Raw genomic sequence first — 25,266 nt, 5'->3', positions numbered from 1 at the left:
TTGTTATAATAAATCTATTAGACGAAAAGAGGTGTACATATGTTTGCTAGTTTTACTCCAACAGAAGAAAAAAATGTTTTAAGTAAATATTCTCGTAATCTAAACGATGAAATTGCTAGAAACGCAATTGATCCTACGATCGGTAGAGAAGAAGAAATAAGAAGATTGATTGAAATCCTAAGTAGAAAAAATAAGAATAACCCTGTCTTAATCGGTGAACCCGGAGTTGGTAAAACAGCAATCGTTGAAGGTTTTGCTAGAAAGATCGTCAATGGTGATGTTCCTGATAACTTAAAAGATGTAGAAGTAGTGGAATTATCATTATCTTCATTAATTGCAGGTACGCAATTTCAAGGTTCATTTGAAGAACGATTAAATAAGATCTTAAAAGAAGTGAAGAATTCAAGCGGTAAGGTGATCTTATTTATTGATGAGATTCATCAACTTGTAGGTATGGGTAAGAATTCGTCAAATTCAGCAATGGATGCTGCCAATATTTTAAAACCAATGATGGCTCGTGGTGAAATTAAAGTAATCGGTGCAACAACAATTGATGAATATCGTAAGTACATTGAAAAAGATGGTGCGTTAGAACGAAGAATGCAAAAAATTCTAGTGGATGAACCTACAAAGCAAGAAGCATTAACAATTATGCGTGGGCTTAGAGAAAGATGAGAAGCATTCCACAAGGTAAGAATTTTTGATGATGCATTAGTAGCAGCTGTTGAAATGTCTGCGCGTTATATTTCTGATCGATACTTACCAGATAAAGCAATCGACCTAATTGATGAAGCTGCAGCTAAGATCAAAACCTTAATTCATTCTTTACCACCTGAATTAGATAACATTAAGCAAAAAATTATTCACTTAAGCACAGAGCTAGCTGCTCTTGAACGTGAAAAGAAAGAAAATCACTCTAACGTTAGACTTGGAAGAATTGAACAATTAAAAAAAGAAATTAAAGATTTCACTAATAAACAGAATGAATTAACAGTTAAGTGAACTCAACAAAAAACAATTTATGAATGTATAAATAAATTAAAAGAAGAAGTTACTAATCTAACGGCTGAAATTGAAAGATTACAGGCTAAAGGTGAATATACTCAAGCATCTAAATTACTTTATTTAGAAATTCCAAAACGCCAAGAAGAAATTGAAAAGAAAACTAAAGAATTGAGCGAATTTACCGACAATTTAATAAAAACTTCAATATCTAGAGTTGAAATTGCTGAAGTAATTTCACAGGCAACGAAAATCCCTTTAAGTAAATTAGTTGCTTCCGAACAGCAAAAATTATTAAATCTTAAAAACGATCTTTCTAAATATATTAAAGGTCAAGATCATGCAATTAAAAATGTTTCAGATGCAGTATTAAGAGGTAGAGCTCAAATTAATGATCCTAATCGTCCTATTGGCTCATTCTTATTCTTAGGTCCTACCGGTGTAGGTAAAACTGAAGTAGCTAAAAAATTAGCATATTGTTTATTTGATAATGAAAAAGCAATGGTTCGCATTGATATGTCTGAATTTATGGAAAGACATTCAGTTGATAAACTAATTGGTTCTCCTCCTGGATATATTGGTTATGATCAACCTGGTGTTTTATCAGACGCAATTAGAACAAAACCTTATGCAGTGGTATTATTTGATGAAATTGAAAAAGCACATCCAGACGTTTTAAATATCTTACTTCAAATATTAGATGATGGTCAATTAACAGACAATCACAATAGATTAGTAAACTTTAAAAACACGATAATCATAATGACATCTAATATTGGTGCTGAACATATCCTAGCTAATAATCCAGCTAAGACAATTGAAGAGTTAAAAAGAAAAATCAGACCAGAATTATTAAATAGAATTGATGAATTAATTACGTTTAAAGCATTAAACGACAAAGATTTATCTGCAATAGCTCAAAAATTACTGAGTGATTTAAGTGACCGTATTAAAAAGCAACAAATAAATATTACCTTTGATAAAAAGATTGTTGAAAACGTTGTTAAGCATGGTTCTAATACCGTTTTTGGAGCTCGCCCATTAAAACGTTATATTCAAAGAGAAGTAGAGAATTTTTTAGCAAAAAAAATAATCGAAAACAAGCTTGAAAAGAACAAATCTTATGTTTGTACATTTAATGCAGAAACAAATGAATATACTCTTGTAAATTTAAGAAAAGCTGTATCTTAAAAATTAAAAATACACGGTAAAAATGATAAAAAAAACGAGATATTATCTCGTTTTTTATTTTGCGCTATATAGATTGATTATCTCAACAGATTGCTTAAAAATATCTTCTTCGTTTTTGTTATTTGTATCTAAATAAACAACTTTAAATTTATATTTTTGTTGTTGATTTATAAACTCTTTTTTATAAATGCTATGAAGATTTCTTCAGTAATCTATATTATCGTTAAATGTTGATGTTTCTACAATTCTATTTCTCTTAAAAATTCTTTTTTTGAATTCATCAAAATTGAAATCTAAATAAATAACCAGATCGGGAATTTTATCTTCTGAAACCAAAACGTCAAACATCGCTTCATAAGCATTTATAAATTTTTTAGGTTTTTTAGATATTTTATTTTTTGCAAAAATAAAATGTTCTAGATTAAAGCGATCTGAAAAAATATAGTCATAATTTTGAGATAAAGCTTGTTTAAGATGTCTAGAATAATTTTGTACAACGTAAGATTGAAAAGCAAAATCTACAACGGCATTCTTATTATATAGCCATTCTAAAAACTGATTAAAAACTTCATCTTTTTCGTCGTACTCATAAAGAATTTTTGAGTTTTTATAATGTAAATGCAGATTGTTAGAAAGTGTAGATTTTCCAGAAGCAACCATTCCACTAATAGCAACAAGCATAATTATCTATTGTGGTTATCAATGATCTCAACAGCCTTATTAAAAACTTCAATTTCAGTCATATCATTTGTGTCAATATAATACGCATTAACTTTGTATTTTTCACACAAAATTTCAAAGTTTTTACGGTAATTTTGATGTAATTCTTTTCAGTAATCTAAATTTTCATCAAAATTATTTACTTCTACTTTGCGATTTCTCTTAAATAATCTTTTTTTGAAATTCTCAAAATTGACATCTAAAAAAATGGCAATATCTGGAATCTCATTTTTATCAATCATCATATCAAACATCGCTTGGTAAGCATTTAAAAATTTATCGCCTTTTTTAGCCAAAATTAGTCTAGCAAAAATGTTATGTTCGATACAAAAGCGATCGATAATAATGTGATCTTTTTTAGAATCTTTGTTTTCAGATCGATAATTTTTTCAAATTTCATTCATCTTTGTTGAATGATTTTCACAAATATAAGCTTGAAAACTTATTTCTGTATTTGGGCGTTTTTCATAAAGTCATTCTAAGAACTTATTAAAAACAACATCGTCTTCTTTAAATTCTCTTAAGAATAAAGAGGTCTTATAGTGTTCGTGTATTCTTTTAGACAAAACGCTTTTACCGCATGCAACCATGCCACTTATTCCGATTAACAACTTAAATACCCCTTTGATTGTTTAATAGTTAGCCTTATAATTATAAACATTATTAATCTAAGAATTAATAATCTTTTGTAAAATTTTGACAACAACAAATAGCGTTTTACATCTCTATAAGGAAAATCTAAGGACTAAATATAATATAATTACCTATAATTTAAAGATTAAATTATATGACATCTGAAGAGAGTTCATCCGTCACGGATAATAATTCCATAGTCACGGATAATAGTTCTATAGCCATATATATAATATATGGGGTGCTTATACTGCTTTTTTTATTCATTTCTGTAATTTTTTCTGCTTTAGAAACAGCATTTACAAGTTTAACTAGCTTCAAATGAAATGGATACATAAAAGAGCACAATATCCAAAAGAAGTTAAGAACGAAGATTATCAATAAGTTAATTAAAAATTTTACGTTAACATTATCAACAATTCTGATCTGTAATAATGTAGCGAATATTATTATCTCCACACTTTCAACACTGCTATTCAACAGGATTGTTGAAAATCAAGCTGTAGGTTCTTCGCTAGCTGTATTCGTAACAACTTTTATAACTTTATTTTTTGGTGAAATAGCACCTAAATCTATCGCTAAATTTAGACCTATTAAAACAGTTCTTTTATTTAGTTTTGTGATGATTTTCTTTTATTACTTAGTATTTCCAGTAACCTTTTTAATATCTAAGGTCTTTAAAAAGTATTCAAAAACACAAACTAGTGAGAAAGAAGTAACCTTTTTTATTGATGAAGCTAAGAATGAAGGTGTTCTTGAAAACGATGAAGCTTTATTAATTAAAAACGCTATTAATTTTGATGAAACTTTAATCCAACAGGTATATACAAAGTGAAAAGAAGTTGTGTATGTTCATGAGCACAGTTCAATTGGTTTAATTAAAAAACGGTTTTTATCAGATAATGTTTCAAGAATACCTATTATTAATGATGAAAATAAAACGATAGGTGTCTTACACTTAAAAGATTATCTGAGTATCGTTGAAAATAAGGATGAAGATAATTGAACTGAATATTTAAGTGAACCGATCTATGTTTTAAGAGATTACAAGTTAGATAAAGTGTTATATCTAATGAAAAGAGAAAGAGTACAAATCGCAATCGTCGTCAATAATTTCAATGAGTATGAATCAATTGGAATTATCACCATGGAAGACTTGCTCGAACAATTAGTTGGTCAAATCTACGACGAACAAGATGAAGTAGGTCAAGTTCAAGAAATTAATGCCTATACTTGAATGGTAGATTCATCGATAAACGCACAGTACTTTTTACACAAATACATAAATAAAAATATTAATGTTAAGAAAAATATAAAATTATTAGACTATATCAATAACAACACTCAACATAATGCAAGGTATGAAGACGGTATTTATCACGACGATTTCATGACTGTTAAATATCTAGAATATGACGAAGAAACAAAGGTTAAACTTGTCGAAATTATCAAAAACGAAATTCAAGTAACCGAAATAAGCACAAATTATTAAAATGTTAAAAATTAACGGTAAAAATCGCAAAAATTCGCTCAGTAAAAGAAACAAGATCATTAAGTGATTAAAGATAATTTTTACTGGTGAAACTATCAGCCAAAAAATCGCTCATTTCTACATTTATTTCATTTTAATCGGATCAATTCTATTGTATTTACCGATCTCTTTAAAATATAGTGATACGTATGAAAAAGCTACTAATGTTACCTTCCAAGGACTTGCTGCTGAACCAATTATTGAAAAAGCAAAATATTCGTTTATCGACTCGTTTTTCATAGCAACTTCTGCGTTCAGTGATACTGGTCTATCAACGCTAGTAGTACGAGAAACCTATACGATTTTTGGACAGATTATTTTAGCTATTCTGATTGAAGTTGGTGGAGTTGGTTTTGTAGTTTTCTGATATCTGATTTGACGAATCTTTGCCAAGATTTTTAAAGACCAGTCATCGTTAGAAAAAACCTTATTACTTCAATCTGAGCGGGGTGGTGAAAAATTATCAACAACTTCTAAGACAATCATGGTTGCAGTTACTGCAGTGATGATTTTTCAGATTATTTATGCAATTTTCTATTCGCTATACTTCTATTTTGTGCCTTCTTTTGAACAACAAAATATTATCGATTTGCAAAATTCTGATGTTAATGGTTTACTAATTGATTTCAAAGCTTCTCAGATTACTGTTGATAATCCTTATCGAAAATTCTTCACTTATCATAATGCTGGATCAGCTATTTGAGCTGGAATCTTCCACTCAGTTTCTTCAATAAACAACGCTGGATTTGATATTTTTGGTCCTTTTTCTTTATCTAGTTTTAGAAATGACCACCACATTGTTTTATTATTCATCACTGCAACTCAATTCTTTATTGGTGGAATTGGTTATCCTACAATCTTTGATATCTACGAAAAGATTAGATACAAAAGACTTTATAAAAATCGAGTGAAATACAAATTTAGTATCTTCACTAAATTATCTTTAATAACATCTGCAATTTTATTAATGCTGCCAATAGTAATCGTGGCACCAGTTGAAGTTTTAAGCAAAAATGGTTCGTTTAATGTTACATCACAAATTTTTGAACAATCACTAAAAAACAACCTTAAGTTTGAACCTTCTCTTAATATTCAAACTCCAGAACAACTGTACCAAACGATCTATGGAAAAAACTCTAAATTAGATTACGTGCTTAACCTGTGGTTCATGATCTTTTCATCCCGGTCAGCTGGTTTTTCAACGATCAGTATGTATAACCTAACTGATGTTTCTAAACTAATCTTTAGCTTATTAATGTTTATTGGTGCTGCACCTTCATCAACTGCAGGGGGGGTGAGAACTACAACCTTTGCTTTAGTAATGGTTGCAATCTTCCAAAAATTCAAGGGCTATAAACAAGTAAGATTATTCAAAAGATCAATCCCATCTGAGACAATTAATAGTGCATATCTAATTACTTTATTAAGTGCGATCTTCTTAATCGTTGCTGCTGTAGGAACTAAAATTACTTTTGATTTTGTTCTACCAGACGTAAGATTTAGTATCATGGACGTGTTCTTTGAATACTCTTCAGGTTATGGTACGGTAGGTCTATCAGTTGGTATTACTTCATACCTAACATCAATAAACTTAGTACCTCTGGTGCTATTAATCGCACTAATGATTATTGGTCAATTAGGGGTAAGTACTTCAATTCTTGCTTGGGTTAAGAGCGATGCTATTAAGTGAAATTACTCTTATGTTGATGAAGACGTTAAGATTGGCTAAACTTTATTGCTATCAATAAGATAAGCAATAATAGATAAAAATTAGTTCTAAAAAAATCGATATTTTATTATTAAAGATATTAATTTTTAAACAAGATAACAAACAAGGACAAAGATAGCAATGAATAAAATCTTAGTAATTAACGCTGGGTCAAGTTCAATTAAGTTTCAACTATACGATGCTAATGAAAAAGTACTAGCTAAAGGTTTATGTGAAAGAATCTTTATTGATGGTGCTTTTAAATACGAATTTGAAGATGGTAGTAAAGATGAAGGTAATTCAGCTTTTCCCACTCATAAAGAAGCTTTAACTCATCTATTAGAATCATTAAAGAAACATAAGGTAATTAATGACTTAAGTGAGATTGTTGGTGTTGGTCACCGTGTTGTACAAGGTGCTTATTGAACTGATTCAACTTTAATTACTCCTCAAGTGTTAGAAAAGATCTATGAATTAGCCAAGCTTGCGCCACTACATAACAAGCCAGAGGCAGATGTAATTGATGTTGTGCAAAAACTAATTCCAAAAGCTAAGAACGTAGCAGTTTTTGATACATCATTCCACACATCAATGCCAGAAGTTGCATATGAATATGCAATCCCTCGTGAATGAAAAGAAAAACACTTAGTTAGAAGATATGGTTATCACGGGACAAGCTATCGTTATGTAACTAAGCGTTTTGAACAATTATTAAATAAAAAAGCGGTAAATTTAGTAATTTGTCACTTAGGGAATGGCGCTTCAATTGCAGCAATCAAGGATTCAAAATCAATCAACACTTCAATGGGTTTCACCCCATTAGAAGGTTTAGTAATGGGTACTAGAAGTGGTGATATCGACCCATCAGTTGTTCAATACATTGCTAAGCAAACAAATAAAACACTAGATCAAGTAATTGATGATCTAAACAAGAAATCAGGACTATTAGGTTTATCTAGTTATGCTGATATGCGAGATGTGACTAGCAACTTACCTAAAACCCAACTAACATTAGATGTCTACACTCAAAGAGTTGCTGATTACATTCTTAAGTATGCAAACCAAATCAATGCATCGATCGATGGTTTAGTATTCACTGCAGGTGTTGGAGAAAATGCAAGCTTAATCATCCAAGAAGTTGTTAACAAAGTTCATTTATTAAAAGTTTCATTAGATCCAAAAGCTTTTGAACAAAAGTATTCAGACTATAGAAAACTATCTGATGACAAGAGTCAACTGAACGTTTATCAAGTAAGAACAAACGAAGAGATCATGATTATGCGTGATGTTGTTCGTTTGTCTAAATAAATTATTTTATTTGTCAATATCTATAAGAAAATAAGGTGATAGATACTTTTACCAATTTTCATACTTTGTTTTGAAAAAAACTAGTTTAAAAATAATATTAAATTATATTTAGTATATCTATTATTAAAATTTTATTAGAATAGAAATTCACAAGGATAAAAAATAAAAAATGAAAGTTATTGTAGTAGGAATTAACCACGCTGGTACGTCTGCGATTCGCACGATGTTAGCGGAAAATCCTAAATTAGATGTAGTAGCATTCGACCGCAATGACAATATCTCTTTCTTAGGATGTGGTATTGCTTTAGCTGTTAGTGGTGTAGTTAAAGATACAACTGATTTATTCTACTCAAACCCAGAACAACTTAGATCAATGGGTGCAAAAGTTCACATGAAACACGAAGTGCTTTCAGTGGATCACAATAGAAAGGTTGTTGTTGTTTGTAATTTAGAAAAGAACTCAACTTTTGAAGAAAGTTATGACAAGCTAATCTTAGCTACTGGTGCTTGACCAATTACAACAGCTGATGCTAGTCTTCCTTTCACTGAAAAATACTGTGGTGGAATCGAAGGTTTAGTTGCTTGTAAAACTTACCAACACGCTTTAGAAATTATTGACCAATTCAAAAAACCTGATGTTAATAATATCGTTGTAATCGGTGCAGGTTACATTGGGGTTGAATTAGTTGAAGCTGCTCACCAAAAAGGTAAGAAAACATTATTAGTTGATATGTTACCAAGACCAGCAGCTAACTACTTTGATAAAGAATTTGGTACAGATCTAATGACAACTATGAAAAAAGAAGGAGTTGACGTTAGATGCGGAACTAAAGTAATGGGATACTTAGTTGACACTGAAGGTGGCAAAAAAGTGATCCGTGGAATTACTTTAGAAAAAGATGGCGTTCAAACTAAAGTAGAAGCTGACTTAGTAATTCAATGTATCGGTTTCTTACCAAACACATCACTTTTAGCTGACGCTCACAAAGTGAAAAACGGTGCTTTAATTATTGACCAATACTGTCAAACTTCTGTTAAAGATGTATATGCAATCGGTGGTGCTGCTGCAATTATGAACGCAGCAACTGGTGAATACCAAAACATCGACTTAGCAACTAACGCAGTTAAAACTGGTGTGGTAGCTGCTTCTCACATTAATGGTATGACTAACATTAAGTTAGAAAACGTTGTTGGTACAAACGCGATCCACGTATTTGGTCACCACTTAGCATCAACTGGAATCTCAGAAGAAGTTGCTAAAATTCGTGGAATCCAAGCTGTAGCTTCATACTTTGAAGATGCTGACCGTCCAGAATGAATGAACACTTATGACAGAGTGAAGATTAAATTAGTATATGATCCTAAAACTCTAAGATTATTAGGTGCTCAAGTAGGTTCAACTAAAAATAACCACTCTGAAGTTATTTACTTATTAGCATTAGCAATTCAAAGAAAATTAACATTAGTTGATGTTGCATTCGCTGATGTATTCTTCTTACCTCACTACAACAAACCATTTAACTTTATCATTAGTGCAATTCTACAAGCTTTAGGATTAAATTACTTCAAAGAAAGCATTAAAAAATAGGTTTTAAAGATAATTAAATTACAATTAAATTAATACAAACTTAAGGAAAACAGACAAGATATGGCAATTATTGTTAAAAACAAAATTCCTGAACTTTTACATAGAGTAATTGACAATGAAGGACGGGTAATCGATCCTAGTTATGTACAAAAGCTATCAGACGAAAGAGTGATCGAAGCTTACTACTACATGAACTTATCAAGAGAACTTGACAAGAAGATGTTAACTTGACAACGTTCAGGTAAGATGTTGACATTAGCTCCTAACATAGGCGAAGAAGCATTACAACTAGGTACATCACTTGCAATGACTAAGAAAGACTGATTAGTACCAGCTTTCAGATCAGGTGCTTTAATGCTTCACAGAGGGGTTAAGCCTTACCAATTAATGCTTTACTGAAACGGTAATGAAAAAGGTAACGTTTTTGATGAAGGTGTAAGAGTTATCCCAATTAACATTACTATTGGTGCTCAATACTCTCAAGCTGCAGGGATTGGTTATGCACTAAAACAAAATAAAGAAAGAGCTGCTGCTGTTACTTTCATCGGTGATGGTGGTACTGCTGAAGGTGAATTCTATGAAGCAATGAACCTTGCTTCAATTCACAAGTGACAAACTGTCTTCTGTGTAAACAACAACCAATATGCGATCTCTACAAGAACTAACTTAGAAAGTGCAGTTAGTGACCTATCAACTAAAGCGATTGCTGTTAATATGCCAAGAGTAAGAGTTGATGGTAACGACTTATTAGCATGTTATGATGCAATGTTAGAAGCAATTGAATACTCTAGAAGTGGTATGGGACCAATCTTTGTTGAATTTGTAACTTACCGTCAAGGTCCTCACACAACTTCAGATGACCCTTCAGTTTACAGAACTAAACAAGAAGAAGAAGAAGCTAAGAAATCAGATCCAATCGCAAGAATTAAGAAATTCTTAACAGCTAAAGGTCTATGAGACGAAGCTAAAGAAAAAACAATGTTTGAACAGATCGAAGCTAAGATCAGTGAGGAATACGATGTTATGCTTCAACACATTCAAACTACAGTTGATGACGTTTTTGATCACACTTACGCAACTTTACCACAAAACTTAGTTGAACAAAAAGCAGTAGCTAAAAAATACTTTGGAGACAAATAATTCTTAAATTGGAGAATATACACAATGAGTGATAAAATTATCGTAAATAATATCGAAGCTTTAAACAACGCTTTAGATATTGCGCTTTCAAAAGACAAGAGTGTGGTATTATACGGTCAAGACGCTGGTTTTGAAGGTGGTGTGTTTAGAGCAACTAAAGGCCTACAACAAAAACACGGTGCTGATCGAGTATGAGATACTCCGATCTCAGAAGCTGCTATGACTGGTGCTGCTATTGGTGCTTCATATGCTGGATTAAAACCAATCGTTGAAATTCAGTTCTCTGGTTTCAGTTACCCAGCAATGCAACAACTATTCTGTCACGCTGCAAGAATTAGAAACAGAAGTAGAGGAAAACTTAACGCTCCAATCGTAATTAGAATGCCAATGGGTGGAGGAATTAAAGCTTTAGAGCACCACTCTGAATCATTAGAAGCGATCTATGCTCACATTCCAGGTGTTAAAGTAGTTATGCCATGTAATCCTTATGACACTAAGGGATTAATGTTAGCTGCAATTAACGATCCAGACCCAGTTGTGTTCTTTGAACCTAAGAAGTTATACCGTTCATTCAAGCAAGAAATTCCAGCTGGTGAATACGTTGTTGAGATCGGTAAGGCTAACGTATTAACTCAAGGTAGCAAATTAACGATCGTAACTTACGGTGCTAATGTAATTGACACTCTTGAAATCGTTAACCAATACCCGGCAGGTGATCTTGAATTAATCGACTTAAGAACAATCTCACCAATTGACTGAAACACAGTTTTAGGTTCAGTACAAAAAACTGGTCGTTTACTAGTTGTTCACGAAGCTGTTAAATCATTCAGTGTAAGTGCTGAAATTATGGCTAGAGTTAGTGAAACACTACACAGCAGCTTAAAGAAAGCTCCAGTTCGTGTAACTGGATTTGACATTACTGTTCCTTTAGCAAAAGGTGAAGCAATTCAATTTGATCTTAAGAAGAGAACAGTTGACGCAATTAACGAATTACTAGCTTAGTTTTTTAAATAATATTTATCGTTTTTATTAATCTCACGCGTTAATAAAAACGATATTTGTTTACGTAAAAAAGTCGCAAATAAATCTCGAAATAATTATTTGATTTATAATTAACAATAGAATTTTCATAATATAAAAATAGAAAGATAAAACAAACATGTTTGAATATAAATTTACAGACGTTGGTGAAGGGCTACACGAAGGTGTTGTTGCTCAAATCTATGTTAAAGTAGGTGACACAATTAAAGAAGGTGACCCAATGTTTTCAGTTGAAACTGATAAGGTTACAACTGACTTACCAGCTCCTGAAGGTGGAAAAGTTACTGCGATCCTTGCATCAGTAGGACAAACTGTTCACGTTGGTGAAGTGATGCTTGTTTTAAACGGTGATGGTTCATCAGCTCCAGCTGCTGCACCTGCTACTCCAGCTTTTGTAGCTCCTACTCCAGCTGTTACACCAGCTCCTACTCCTGCTGAAGCTGCTCCTAGTGGTGGTGGTGGTGGTGCTTCAGTTGTAGGTGAAGTTAAAGTTTCAAACACTTTATTTGGATTATTTGGTGATCAACGCGCTGCAAGTACTCCAACACCAGCTCCTACTCCAGCTTTTGCGCCAACTCCAGTTCCAGTTGCGACTCCTTTAGCTCAAGCTGTTGCTAGTGATTTAAATGTAAATTTACACAACGTAACACCTGCTAACGGTGCTAAAATATTCTCAAGCGATGTATTTGCATCAGCTCAACAAAGTTCACCAGCTGCTAGTGTAGCTGCAAACGATAACGAAACTTACAAAGAAATTACATCAATTAGAAAAGCAATTGCTAAAGCAATGACTACTGCTCACGAAGAAATTCCAGCAACTGTTTTAACATTCAACTTTGATGTAACTAAATTAGTATCATACCGTAAGCAAGTTAAGGATGCTGTATTAGCAAGCTACAACGTTAAATTATCATTCTTACCATTCTTATTGAAAGCAATTACTAAAGCTGTAGTTGCTCACCCAATTTTCAACTCTCACTACGACAAAGCTAGCAACCGTTTAGTATTAAAGAAAAAGATTAACTTAGGTATTGCTGTTGATACTGCTGATGGTTTAATGGTTCCTAACATTAAATCAGCACAAGACAAATCAGTGATTGAACTTGCTAGAGAAGTAAACAATTTAGCTGAAAAAGCTCGTTCTAAGAAGATCGGTTTAGCTGATTTAGCTGATGGTACAATCAGTGTAACTAACTTTGGTTCAATCGGGGCTTTATTTGGTACACCAATTATTAAATTCCCAGAAGTTGCAATTATTGCTACTGGTACAGTAGAAGAAAAATTAGCAAGAACTCCTGAAAACCAAATCGTAATTAAGCAAATTATGCCAATTACAATTGCAGCTGACCACAGATGAATCGATGGTGCTGATATCGGTAGATTTGCTAAAACATTAAAAGAAATCGTTGAAAATCTTAACGGTTTACTAATTTAATTAATTGGTACTTAATATGTATAATTACGATCTAATTGTTATCGGTGCTGGACCTGGTGGTTATGTAGCTGGTGAACATGCTGCAAAAAACGGTCTTAAAACTTTAGTAATTGAACGTGGAACTTATGGTGGGGTTTGTTTAAATGTTGGTTGTATTCCAACTAAAACATTACTACAATCTTCTAAAGTTAAACACTACATTGAAAAAGCAGCTGAATACGGACTAGATTTAGTTAATAATCAATTATCTGTTAACTGAGCAAATATCTTAAAAAGAAAAGAAGCTGTTGTTAATAAGCTAGTTAACGGGGTAAAAACGATCTTAAAAGTAGCTAAAGCTGATACGATCGTAGGTGAAGCTAGAATTGTTGATGGTCATACAGTAACTGTAAACAACCAAACATTTACAACAAAAGATATTATCGTTGCCACTGGTTCTTCACCAAGAAAATTACCACTTCCAGGGTTTGACCAAGGTCGTGCTGAAGGTGTGATCATTGAGTCAACTAAAGCACTTGAATTACCACAAATCCCTCAATCATTAGTTGTGATCGGTGGGGGTGTAATTGGGATCGAATTTGCGATGTTATACGCTTCATTAGGTACTAAAGTAACGATCTTACAAGCTGTTGATCGTTTATGCGAATTATTAGATCAAGATGCAAGTGATTTCATTGCTAAACGCATGAAATCATTAGGCGTTAATGTTGTTTATAATGCCAAGATTTTAGGTTACCAAAACAACGCAATTATCTATGAAGATAATGGCACAGCTTACCAACTACCTTCTCAATATATCCTAGAATCAGTTGGTCGGGTAGTTAATGATCAAGTTTTTGGATCATTCAACGTAGCAAGAGATGATCGCAACCGCATTAAATTAAACGACAAGTTACAAACTTCAACTGATTCAATCTATGTGATTGGTGATGCTGCTGGTCAGATCATGCTAGCTCATTATGCGTACCACCAAGCATTATATGCTGTTGATACGATCTTAAATCGTAAGACAAAGAAATTAAGTTCACTAACCACTCCTGGATGTATTTATACTTACCCAGAGATCGCAACAATTGGTTATACTGAACAACAATTAAAAGAAAAGAACATTGAATATGTGGTTTCTAAGATGCCAATGGCAGTTAATGGTAAAGCGATTGCTGATGGTTCAACTGAAGGATTCATTAAATTCATGTTCGGTAAGAAGTATGGTGAGATCTTAGGATGTGTCTTGATTGCTTCTACTGCTAGTGATATGATCTCTGAAATTGCTTTAGCAATGGAAAATGAACTAACAGTGTTCGAATTAGAACAAGCAATTCACCCACACCCAACAATTGCTGAAATCATCTCAGAATGTGCTAAACAAGCAATTTATAACCACTTCAACAAAAAACACTAAAACTAATCATTCAGATAAAAGGCCCTTGCACAAGGGTTTTTTATCAAATATAAACAGTTATGGCCCATTTTTACTTATCAGATTCTAACAATTGCTATATTAATGCAGCAACTGAAGAATACTTATTAAAACACTTAAATCTTTCTTTACCAATCATTTATATCTGGCAAAATGCTGATACGATCTTTATTGGTAGAAACCAAAATACGTTAGCTCAGATTAATACAAACGAAACTACTAAAGATAAGATAAATCTAATCCGCCGCTTTTCAGGTGGAGGAACGGTGTTCCAAGATCTTGGTAATATCTGTTATTCTTACATTGATTATTTAGATGAAAAACGTGCTAACGCTTATCAGTTCTTCGCTCAACCGATTATTGAATTCTTAAATTCATTAAAGATTAATGCGACGTTCAAAGGAAGAAACGATCTAGAGATCGAAGGAATGAAGTTCTCAGGAACAGCGCAATACCTTTATCAAGATAAGATCTTACATCACGGAACGTTGTTATATAACACTGATATGAGTAAGTTAGCTAAATACTTACACGTTGATAAAGCTAAGATCCAAGCTAAGGGGATTGATTCGATCAAAAAACGCGTTACTAATATCATTGATCATTTACAAGAAAAAAGATCAGTTACTTGATTTATTGATGAACTAATTAAGTTCTACTTTAAAAAGTACAACTTAACTAAGATCGTTTTAGACGATCAAGCCAAACAATGGATTAAAGATCGTGCTAATAACCACTTCAAAAGTTGGGAATGGATCTATGGTTCATCACAAGAATACAAATTTAATAATAAAAAGCGCTTTAGTGGAGGTGAGTTAGAACTAAGTTTAAACACCGACCAAGGTGTGATTAAACAGATTAAATTTAATGGTGATTTTTTAAGTGTGAAACAGATCGAAGAGATCGAAGAAAAACTCCAAAACACCAAGTTTGATTATCAAAGTTTCAGTCAAGTTTTAGATCAATTTGATCTTCCGCTTTATTTAGGAACTATCACTAAAGAAGAATTGTTGAGCTTATTGTTTGACAACAAATAATTTATTATAATTTTAAAAGGATTAAAAACATTATATTATGGCCATTCAAACACAACGAATTGCGATCTTAACTTCTGGAGGAGATTCTCCAGGAATGAATCCAGCAATTTATGGGTTAGTTCAACAAGCGATCATTAATAATATTCAACCTTACTTAGTTTATGAAGGTTATAAAGGCTTAGTTGAAGATCAGATCGTTCTTGCTAACCAACAAGAAGTGATCGACCATTTCTTTGATTCGGGAACGTTTATTTATTCAGCAAGATTAGTTGAATTCAAAGATCTTGAAGTAAGAAAAAAAGCAGTAAGTAACCTTAAAGCAAAAAAAATCGATACGTTAGTAGTGATCGGTGGTGATGGTTCATATCAAGGCGCAAAACTATTATCTGAGATGGGGATTAATGTGATTGTGATGCCTGGAACGATTGATAATGATGTATCTTCATCAGATTACACAATCGGTTTTTATTCAGCATTAGAACATATTACTAGAACGATTCAAGAGATCATCTCAACTAGTGTTTCTCACAACCGGGTATCGATCTCTGAAGTGATGGGACGTCATTGTGGGGATTTAGCAGTTTATGCAGCACTTGCAACTAAAGCTGATCTAGTAATTACCTCAGAAAATATCAAAACAACCCAAGAGATCGTAGATCTTGCTGCTAAAAGAATGTTACAAGATCACAAACGCACATTTACTGTGATCGTTTGTGAACATATTTATGGTGAAGATGGCAGGGATAGTTTAAAAACGATCGCCCAACAGATTAATGATCAGTTAGGAATTAAAACTAATCTTAATATCTTAACCTACGGTCAACGTGGTCAAGTTCCCACACCGATGGAACGGATTCTAGCCATGAAATTTGCGATTAAAGCGTTTGAATGTATTAACGAACAAAGATACGGCGTTGTTTTAGGTTTAAGTGGGGATGAGATCGTAGCTTACAATTTCCAAGAAGCACTAAATAAACGTAATCCTTCAAGAATCAAATTAATTAATTTAAGCAATAGAATAAACGGTGGTTTTTAATTTAAGATATGAATAAGAAACATAAAGATTTCGATTTAAACTTTTTAAAAAAGACAAAGATAGTAGCCACTTGTGGTCCTTCAATTACATATAAACTATTTAGTTTAGCTGATCTTGAAGATCCATCAAAACAAGAGATCGTGCAAAAAGCTAAGGAAAATTTAAGACAACTGTTCTTAAATGGTGTGAGCACAGTCCGTTTAAACTTTTCTCACGGAAATCAAGAAGAGCAAGCTGTAAGAATGATCTTAGCTAGAAGTGTGGCTAATGAATTAAACTTACCAATCTCAATTATGCTTGACACTAACGGTCCTGAGATCAGATTAAATCAGATCTCAGAAACAGACAATACCGTTAAAAAAGATCAGATCGTTAAGATCTATACTAATCGCGAGATCGTTGGTAATGCCACTGAGTTTTCTGTCTCAGATTCATCTAAGAAATACAATATGGCTAAAGATGTTTCTTTAGGTTCGATCGTTTTAGTTGATGATGGGAAATTAACCTTACAAGTAATTGAGGTGGCTGAAGACTTTTCATACATTAGAGCAATCGCTAAAAATGAACATAAGATCATCACCAAAAAGCGTATCAACTTACCAAATGCTAAATATTCGATCCCATTCTTATCACAAAAAGATTACAACGATATTACCTTTGGTCTAAAGAATAAAGTTGATTATATTGCAGCATCATTTGTTAATAGTGCTGATGATATCTATGAGATTAAAGCGATCTTAAAACAATATGGAATGGAACACGTTCAAGTGATCGCTAAGGTTGAAACACGTCACGCAATCAAAAATCTTGATGAGATTATTGATGTTAGTGATGGTGTGATGGTGGCTAGAGGTGATCTTGGTTTAGAGATCCCTTATTATGAAGTACCTTACTGGGAAAAATACATTATTAAAGCTTGCCGTTTTAAGAATAAACGTGTGATCGTAGCCACCCAAATGTTAGATTCACTAGAAAAAAACGTTCAACCAACTCGTGCTGAAGTAACTGATGTCTTCTTTGCTGTTGAACGTGGTTGTGATGCAACGATGTTATCAGGTGAAACAGCGAATGGGATGTATCCGATTATTGCTGTTGAAACAATGAAAAAGATCAACAAGCAATCAGAACTATTGTTTGACTACAAACGTGCAATTACTCACTATTTCCCAATGACAGATGTATGTAAGACCGCTTTTGGTGAAAGAGTCTTAGATATAGCTAAAAAGATCTGTCCAAATCGTGAGATTGAAAACGAAGATTTCTCAACCCACTTCTTAGTGCATTTTACCAACAACCGTGAAGAGATCTTTGCTTTATCTAATGCTAAGTTGGCTGCTAGTGTAATTATTGTTACTGATGATCAAAACGTATATACAGGTCATGGTGTTGATTATGGGGTGTTCACTTATAAGGTGGATGATCTTACAAAAGCATTAAGTAATTACCAACTAGTTGCTAAGAAAGCAATCTTACACTATTCAGAACTATTTGAAATTAAACCAGATAATAAGACTAACTTTGTATTACTAAAATAAGAAACTAATATGAATATTAAACCACTACACGATAATGTTTTAGTTGAAGTTTTAGCTGAAGCAAAAACTTCAAAATTAGGGATCATTACAACTATTCAAAACCCTGACAAAGCGACATCAACCAAAGGTTTAGTAATCGCTTTGGGTGATGGGATGATCTATGCTAAACAACAAAAAGTTGATTATCAAATTAAGGTTAATGACCATGTTTATTTTAAGGAATATTCAGGGACAGAGATCGTAGTTAATGATAAAACTTATAAGATCTTAAGTTATGAAGAAATCATTGGGGTAATTAGATAATGGCAAAAGAATTAACATTTGAACAACAAGCTAGAGCAAAATTATTAGAAGGAATTAATAAGTTAGCTAAAGCAGTAAAGATTACAGCAGGTCCTAAGGGAAGAAATGCTTTAATTGAAAAAAAATACGGTGCACCATTAATCGTTAATGATGGAGTAACGATTGCACGTGAGATCGAACTAAAAGATCCCGTTGAAAATATGGGTGCTAAACTGATTGCTGAAGCTGCGATCTCAACTAATGATATTGCGGGTGATGGAACAACAACAGCTACGATCTTAACTCATGAGATCGTTAACAAAGCGATCGAAGCAATTAATAATGGCACTAACCCAGTCAATCTAAGAATTGGGATCGAGAATGCGGCTAAATTAGTTTCAGAATACTTAACAAGTGTTTCAAAACCAATTAAATCAATCGATGAGATCACCCAAGTTGGTGCGATCTCATCTGGATCAAAGTTTATTGGTGAACTGATTGCTAAAGCAATGGACATCGTTGGTCCAAGTGGTGTGATCTCAATCGATGATGCCAAATCATTTGATACCACTTTAGACACAACTGATGGTTTAGAGTTCAAGGGTGGTTATTCTTCACCATATATGGTAACTGATTCTGAAAAGATGTTAAGTGAATTAGCTAATCCTAAGATCTTAGTTTCACTTAATAAGATTAATACAGTTAAAGAGATCTTACCATTACTTGAAGCTAGTGTTGAATCATCTGCACCGTTATTAATCGTTGCTAGTGATATTGCTGAAGATGTAGTAACTGCATTAGCAATTAACAAATTACGCGGCACTTTAAATGTTGTTAGTGTTAAGTGTGCTGAATTTGGTGAAGCACAAAAAAACACATTAGAAGATCTAGCAATCAGTGTTAATACGATCTTAGTTGATAGTGCTGCAGGAATCGAATTCAAAGATCTTGAATTAAACAAACTAGGTTCAGCGGAAAAAGTGATCATCTCTAAAGATAAAACTACAGTGATCAATGGTGCTTGTCACAAAGATGTTTTAGCTAAATACTTAAATAATTTAAAAGCTAAATCAGCTAATTTAACTTCTAAATATGATAAAGAACGAATCACTAAAAGAATTGCTAACCTATCAAATGGAGTAGCAGTAATTCACGTTGGTGGTGCGACTGAAGTTGCTCAAAAAGAACTAAAATTAAGAATTGAAGACGCACTAAACTCAACTAAGGCTGCAGTTGAAGAAGGAATCGTTGCTGGTGGTGGAATTGCATTAATGAATGCAATTGAAGTACTAAAACAAGTTAAAGAATCAAATCCTGAAATCGCTTTAGGTTATGAGATCGTTCGTTCTTCATTAACAGCTCCAGCACGACAAATTATTGAAAATGCAGGGCAAAATAGCTCAAAAATTATTAATAACATCATAAATAGTAAACAACTAGGTTATGGTTATAATGCTGAAACCAACGAATTTGTTAATATGATTAATAACGGAATTATTGATCCAACTAAAGTAACCAAAACTGCATTAGAAAAAGCTTGTTCAGTAGCTGCATTACTAATTACTACTGAAGTAGCTATTAATGACGAATTAAAAGAAGAAAAACCAAGCTTAAATCACCTATAATAGGAATTAATTAATCTCCAATCAACAAATTAATCTTTGAACAAAGTATTGTTTAAAGATTAATTTTTTTTATTTCATAATCAAACCTATAATAAAGACAAGATGAAAAAATACAAAAAAAAGCCAATTGAAGTTCTGAAAAAAGAATTAACACCATTACAATTTGATGTAACCCAGAATTCTGCTACTGAACGTCCTTATACTAATGAGTATGACCAGAATTTTAAAAAAGGGATCTATGTTGATATTACAACTGGTGAACCACTATTTTTATCAACTGATAAATATGACTCAGGTTGTGGTTGACCTGCATTCAGCCACCCGATTGCTAAATCATTAATTAATGAAGTTAAAGATTTATCACATAATATGGTTAGAGTAGAAGTGCGCGCAAAAAACTCTGACAGTCACCTAGGTCATGTATTTACTGATGGTCCTACTGATAAGGGTGGGTTAAGATATTGTATTAACTCTGCTTCATTAAAGTTTATCCCTTACGAAGATTTAAAGAAGGCAGGTTATGAAGAATTTATCGCCATCTTAGATCAAGAAGCAAAACATTAAGATTCAAATTAATACTAAAAAAAGATCCATACAAATGGATCTTTTTTTTAATTCAAATATCTTTTTTTTAGCTGAACTTTATAGAACAAAAAAAACATCGATTTTACGCATGTTTTTAATTATTTTTAAAAGAGAACAACTTTATTTTTTATGATGTTTTTTGAAGAAATATAGTTGTTGATAGTTTTATTAAAGATTCTTGTGATTCGAGGGCACCGAATTCAATTTTGTGTAAAACAATTAATTAACTCAAAAAAGAAAGGTTAATATAATTTTATAAACGGTAATCAAAAATGAATTCAAAAGACGAACAAATGAAACAGATTCAAAAATTAATTGTTGAATTTGTAAAACAATTTGGTCCTAGTAGTGGAAAACAACTATTAAACATCACTGATTATATTGCTAAGCCTGTTTTACAGGCTCTCGTTGATGGTAAACATGTTGGCAAACTAGAGTTATTGAGAGAAAATGCTGATAATGATGAGAACGTGTATCAAAACGGCTCATACACTAGAAATGTTAAGTGAGGGCAATAAGAAATTCCCATAAAAATGAAAAGAATTCGTGGTGAAAATCAAGACTCTCAAATTATCCCGAAATATCAAAGAATTATCCATGATAAGTTTATCTTAGATGTTCTTTCTTTAGCTTCTACTCGTTTGTCAAACAATGAAATCGCTGATCAAATAACGTCAATGTATGGGTTCAAAGTAAGTCCTAGTGTAATTTCAAATTGTATCCAAACTGTTCAAGATGAGATGCGCGATTGGCACGAAAGACCGCTAGAAAACAACTACCCAATCATAATGATTGACGGTAAAGTTTTTAAGATCAAAACTGAAGAAAGTGGACGCTCAAAGTACGTAAATAAAACGCTTTATGTCGTGGTAGGAATCAATGCGGATGGTCAAAAAGAGCTTATAGCGCTATACGTAAGCAACACCGAATCTGCTACAGAATGAATGAACATTCTTGATAATTTGAAAGAACGTGGCTTGTCTGAAGCATGTATTATTGTTTCAGATGGTTTAAAGGGTTTGAAAGAAGCAATTGAAAACGTTTATCCAAAAGCAATGCATATTACTTGCACGGTTCATATGATTAGAAATGCTGCAAAATATGTATCTCATTCTATGAAGTCTGATTTTTTAAGAGACTTAAAAAACATATATGGAGCAGACAATTGAGAAAGTGCAAAACACAGCTTTGAATATTTAAAAAATAAGTGAGGCTGTTCGAACAAGCGCGCAGTTGAAGTTGTCGAAAGAGCGATGGACAACATAGAAAAACTCTTTAGCTTTTCTAAAGCTTTACGGACATTAGTTTATACCAGCAACATAGTTGAAAACTATAATTCAGTAATTGGGAGTTTCCTAGCTGCTAAAAAGTCTTTTAATAACATAAACCAACTGTTATTAGACCTATATGTACATTTTGGTTACAATCCAAGATATAAAAAACTAAATCAGAAAAGTAATAGAGTGAGAAATTGATATAGAATATATGAAGAGTTAATGGATGTATTTCCGAACTTACTTAAGAAAAACTAAAAGTTAGAAAAAATCCAATTACACAAAATTAGCTTCGTTACCCAATTTGGTCCTAGTAGTGGAAAACAACTATTAAACATCACTGATTATATTACCAAGCCTGTTTTACAGGCTCTGGTTGATGGTGAACATGTTGGCAAACTAGAGTTATTAAGAGAAAATGCTGATAATGATGAGAATGTGTATCAAAACGGCTCATACACCAGAAATGTTAAGTGAGGGCAAGAAGAAATTCCCATAAAAATGAAAAGAATTCGTGGTGAAAATCAAGACTCTCAAATTATCCCGAAATATAAAAGAATTATCCATGATAAGTTTATCTTAGATGTTCTTTCTTTAGCTTCTACTCGTTTGTCAAATAATGAAATCGCTGATCAAATAACGTCAATATATGGATTCAAAGTAAGTCCTAGCGTAATTTCAAATTGTATCCAAACTGTTCAAGATGAGATGCGCGATTGGCACGAAAGACCGCTAGAAAACAACTACCCAATCATAATGATTGACGGTAAGGTTTTTAAGATCAAAACTGAAGAAGGCGGACGCTCAAAGTACGTAAATAAAACGCTTTATGTCGTGGTAGGAATCAATGCGGATGGTCAAAAAGAGCTTATAGCACTATACGTAAGTAACACCGAATCTGCTACAGAATGAATGAACATTCTTGATAATTTGAAAGAACGCGGCTTGTCTGAAACATGTATTATTGTTTCAGATGGTTTAAAGGGTTTGAAAGAAGCGATTGAAAACGTTTATCCAAAAGCAATGCATATTACTTGCACGGTTCATATGATTAGAAATGCTGCAAAATATGTATCTCATTCTATGAAGTCCGATTTTTTAAGAGACTTAAAAAACATATATGGAGCAGACAATTGAGAAAGTGCAAAACACAGCTTTGAATATTTAAAAAATAAGTGAGGCTGTTCGAACAAGCGCGCAGTTGAAGTTGTCGAAAGAGCGATGGACAACATAGAAAAACTCTTTAGCTTTTCTAAAGCTTTACGGACATTAGTTTATACCAGCAACATGGTTGAAAACTATAATTCAGTAATTGGGAGTTTCCTAGCTGCTAAAAAGTCTTTTAATAACATAAACCAGCTGTTATTAGACCTATATGTACATTTTGGTTACAATCCAAGATATAAAAAACTAAATCAGAAAAGTAATAGAGTGAGAAATTGGTATAGAATATATGAAGAGTTAATGGATGTATTTCCGAACTTACTTAAGAAAAACTAAAAGTTCGAAAAAATCCAATTACACAAAATTAGCTTCGTTACCGATTCGAGATTATGTTAGTAATTCTTTTTAAAGATAAGAACTATGTAAATAAAACACCTTATGTTCAAAAGCCCATTTTTTTAAGAACTACTAAATCCACATCTTATCATATTAGTTCACTGAAGTTTAATATCAAAAAATTGAATTTAAAAATATAGTTATTTTTAGATGAATACAAACTTTTTAAAAAAAAACTAAAAATTTTAAAAAAGTGCGGTAAAAGTGAGATTTTTCAACTAATTATTTTAATGATTTTATATCTAAAATGATTGTATTTCTATTTCTAAAATATTTATTTAAAGAGTCATCTATAAAATGGTACATACACACATAGAATGATCAAAAAATGTAGTTTTTTGTTTTTGAACATTTTTACCGTTTATTCTTTTGGAATTAATAAAATAGTTAAGAATTTAATAAGATCAAAAACTCTTCTTAAATTTGATCTTCTATAAAGAACCTTAAAAATCCAAGGACCTGAATTTTAATCGCTTTTAGAATTGATCTTTTTTTAACCAGAACGCATTCAAAAATTTTTCCTACCTAACAAGTTACTTTGTACATATGTTTAATAAAAAGAATTACGACAAAATTATGAATAACATTAAAAACAGTAAAAGAAACAATGACAGAATTACAAATATAACTAATTACGATGTGTTAAAGTTATTGCAACAAAAATTTGGCAAAACAAATATATATTTAAATGAAAAAGATGAGTTAAAAGACCTAGAAGCAATTTCTACAGGAAGCATTAAATTAGATCATGCACTAGGGACAGATGGTTTTATAAAAGGTAGGATCGTAGAGATTTATGGAAACGAATCATGCGGTAAAACTACTTTAGCTCTATCAACAATTAAACAGGCTATTGATAGAAATATGCGCGTTGCTTTTATTGATGCTGAACATGCATTAGATTTAAGATATGTAAAACGTTTAGGAATAGATTTAACAAAATTAATTATTGCTAGACCAGATTATGGTGAACAAGGTTTTGAAATCATAAAATCTTTAATTAAAACTGAACTAATCGATTTAATTGTGGTTGACTCAGTGGCTGCTTTAGTGCCAAAAGTTGAAATCGAAGGAAAGATGGAAGACCAAACAATGGGGACACATGCAAGAATGATGTCTAGAGGTCTTTCTAGAATTCAACCATTATTAGCTAAACACAATGTATCGGTTATTTTCATTAACCAATTACGAGAAAAAGTTGGAATTATGTTTGGTAATCCCGAGGTTACAACTGGTGGAAAAGCGCTGAAATTCTATTCGTCAACAAGACTAGAACTAAGAAGAGCTGAAATTATTAAAGACGCTGCAAATAATGCAATAGGGATTAGATCAAAAGCGACAATAACTAAAAACAAGCTTTCAACACCTATGACTACAACTTACATTGACTTTTATTTCAAATCTGGAATCAGTGAAGTTAATGAAATTATTGACCTAGCAATAGATTATCAAATTATTGAACAATCAGGTAGTTGATTCTCATACCAAAAAGAAAAAATAGCTCAAGGGAAAGCGAATTTAATCACTAAATTAGGTGAATCTGAAGAGTTATACAAACTAATCAAGACAGAGGTATTAAATAAGTTAAAAGATTGCCAATAATATATAATATTAG

The 25,266-nt window shown here is 32.2% G+C and carries 19 protein-coding genes and 1 pseudogene; 18 read left to right on the top strand and 2 right to left on the bottom strand.

What is annotated here, in order from left to right; genetic code table 4:
- The first annotated feature begins 39 nt into the window (after window positions 1-39).
- On the top strand, window positions 40-2,193 hold the full coding sequence (locus tag D2833_RS02740) for an ATP-dependent Clp protease ATP-binding subunit (RefSeq protein WP_011113741.1): 2,154 nt from the start codon (window positions 40-42) through the stop codon (window positions 2,191-2,193).
- Between the two features lie 54 nt (window positions 2,194-2,247).
- Here D2833_RS02740 and D2833_RS02735 read toward each other — a convergent pair whose 3' ends face one another.
- A complete protein-coding gene (locus D2833_RS02735; protein ID WP_011113740.1) occupies window positions 2,248-2,874 on the bottom strand; it encodes a deoxynucleoside kinase in 627 nt (208 codons plus the stop codon).
- 2 nt (window positions 2,875-2,876) lie between these two features.
- On the bottom strand, window positions 2,877-3,524 hold the full coding sequence (locus tag D2833_RS02730) for a deoxynucleoside kinase (RefSeq protein ID WP_011113739.1): 648 nt from the start codon (window positions 3,522-3,524) through the stop codon (window positions 2,877-2,879).
- 176 nt (window positions 3,525-3,700) lie between these two features.
- Here D2833_RS02730 and D2833_RS02725 point away from each other — a divergent pair, with 176 nt between their 5' ends.
- From D2833_RS02725 to recA, 17 genes and pseudogenes are all read left to right on the top strand, one after another.
- Window positions 3,701-5,038 carry a hemolysin family protein gene (locus D2833_RS02725; protein ID WP_027333137.1) on the top strand — a complete coding sequence of 446 codons (1,338 nt, stop codon included), beginning with the start codon at window positions 3,701-3,703 and terminating at the stop codon, window positions 5,036-5,038.
- 1 nt (window position 5,039) lies between these two features.
- The gene (locus D2833_RS02720) at window positions 5,040-6,806 is read left to right on the top strand and encodes a TrkH family potassium uptake protein (protein ID WP_011113737.1); all 1,767 of its coding nucleotides are present in this window, start codon (window positions 5,040-5,042) and stop codon (window positions 6,804-6,806) included.
- Window positions 6,807-6,926: 120 nt separating this feature from the next.
- Entirely contained in the window at window positions 6,927-8,093 is a 1,167-nt protein-coding gene (locus D2833_RS02715; protein ID WP_011113736.1) for an acetate kinase, read from the top strand.
- A 169-nt stretch (window positions 8,094-8,262) separates the two neighbouring features.
- The gene (locus tag D2833_RS02710; protein WP_011113735.1) at window positions 8,263-9,681 is read left to right on the top strand and encodes an FAD-dependent oxidoreductase; all 1,419 of its coding nucleotides are present in this window, start codon (window positions 8,263-8,265) and stop codon (window positions 9,679-9,681) included.
- A gap of 60 nt (window positions 9,682-9,741) precedes the next feature.
- Entirely contained in the window at window positions 9,742-10,821 is a 1,080-nt protein-coding gene (gene pdhA, locus D2833_RS02705; RefSeq protein ID WP_011113734.1) for a pyruvate dehydrogenase (acetyl-transferring) E1 component subunit alpha, read from the top strand.
- 24 nt (window positions 10,822-10,845) lie between these two features.
- The gene (locus D2833_RS02700; RefSeq protein ID WP_011113733.1) at window positions 10,846-11,823 is read left to right on the top strand and encodes an alpha-ketoacid dehydrogenase subunit beta; all 978 of its coding nucleotides are present in this window, start codon (window positions 10,846-10,848) and stop codon (window positions 11,821-11,823) included.
- 157 nt (window positions 11,824-11,980) lie between these two features.
- Window positions 11,981-13,297, top strand: a complete 1,317-nt coding sequence (locus D2833_RS02695) for a dihydrolipoamide acetyltransferase family protein (protein ID WP_014574332.1) — start codon at window positions 11,981-11,983, stop codon at window positions 13,295-13,297.
- 16 nt (window positions 13,298-13,313) lie between these two features.
- Complete coding sequence (gene lpdA / locus D2833_RS02690; protein WP_036447271.1) at window positions 13,314-14,699, top strand: dihydrolipoyl dehydrogenase; 1,386 nt, start codon at window positions 13,314-13,316, stop codon at window positions 14,697-14,699.
- A gap of 59 nt (window positions 14,700-14,758) precedes the next feature.
- Window positions 14,759-15,754 (top strand): lipoate--protein ligase, encoded by a 996-nt coding sequence (locus D2833_RS02685; protein ID WP_011113730.1) that lies wholly within the window; start codon window positions 14,759-14,761, stop codon window positions 15,752-15,754.
- 37 nt (window positions 15,755-15,791) lie between these two features.
- Complete coding sequence (locus D2833_RS02680; protein WP_011113729.1) at window positions 15,792-16,790, top strand: ATP-dependent 6-phosphofructokinase; 999 nt, start codon at window positions 15,792-15,794, stop codon at window positions 16,788-16,790.
- Between the two features lie 8 nt (window positions 16,791-16,798).
- Window positions 16,799-18,325, top strand: a complete 1,527-nt coding sequence (gene pyk / locus D2833_RS02675; RefSeq protein ID WP_011113728.1) for a pyruvate kinase — start codon at window positions 16,799-16,801, stop codon at window positions 18,323-18,325.
- Between the two features lie 9 nt (window positions 18,326-18,334).
- Window positions 18,335-18,628 carry a co-chaperone GroES gene (gene groES / locus D2833_RS02670; protein WP_011113727.1) on the top strand — a complete coding sequence of 98 codons (294 nt, stop codon included), beginning with the start codon at window positions 18,335-18,337 and terminating at the stop codon, window positions 18,626-18,628.
- On the top strand, window positions 18,628-20,232 hold the full coding sequence (groL, locus tag D2833_RS02665; protein ID WP_011113726.1) for a chaperonin GroEL: 1,605 nt from the start codon (window positions 18,628-18,630) through the stop codon (window positions 20,230-20,232). The genes groES and groL overlap by 1 nt, the downstream gene beginning before the upstream one ends.
- Window positions 20,233-20,334: 102 nt before the next feature.
- Window positions 20,335-20,796: a peptide-methionine (R)-S-oxide reductase MsrB gene (gene msrB / locus D2833_RS02660; RefSeq protein ID WP_011113725.1), complete on the top strand. Its 462-nt coding sequence runs from the start codon at window positions 20,335-20,337 to the stop codon at window positions 20,794-20,796.
- A gap of 293 nt (window positions 20,797-21,089) precedes the next feature.
- Window positions 21,090-22,349, top strand: a pseudogene (locus D2833_RS02650) (IS256 family transposase).
- Between the two features lie 3 nt (window positions 22,350-22,352).
- Complete coding sequence (locus D2833_RS02645) at window positions 22,353-23,591, top strand: IS256 family transposase (protein ID WP_202795021.1); 1,239 nt, start codon at window positions 22,353-22,355, stop codon at window positions 23,589-23,591.
- Window positions 23,592-24,197: 606 nt separating this feature from the next.
- Window positions 24,198-25,253, top strand: coding sequence for a recombinase RecA (recA, locus tag D2833_RS02635; RefSeq protein WP_011113721.1), 1,056 nt, complete (start codon window positions 24,198-24,200; stop codon window positions 25,251-25,253).
- Window positions 25,254-25,266: the final 13 nt, after the last annotated feature.

The sequence above is a fragment of the Mycoplasmoides gallisepticum genome, from assembly GCF_900476085.1.
Taxonomy (GTDB): domain Bacteria; phylum Bacillota_I; class Bacilli_A; order Mycoplasmatales; family Mycoplasmoidaceae; genus Mycoplasmoides; species Mycoplasmoides gallisepticum.
This window is presented reverse-complemented; position numbering and strand designations above follow the sequence as displayed.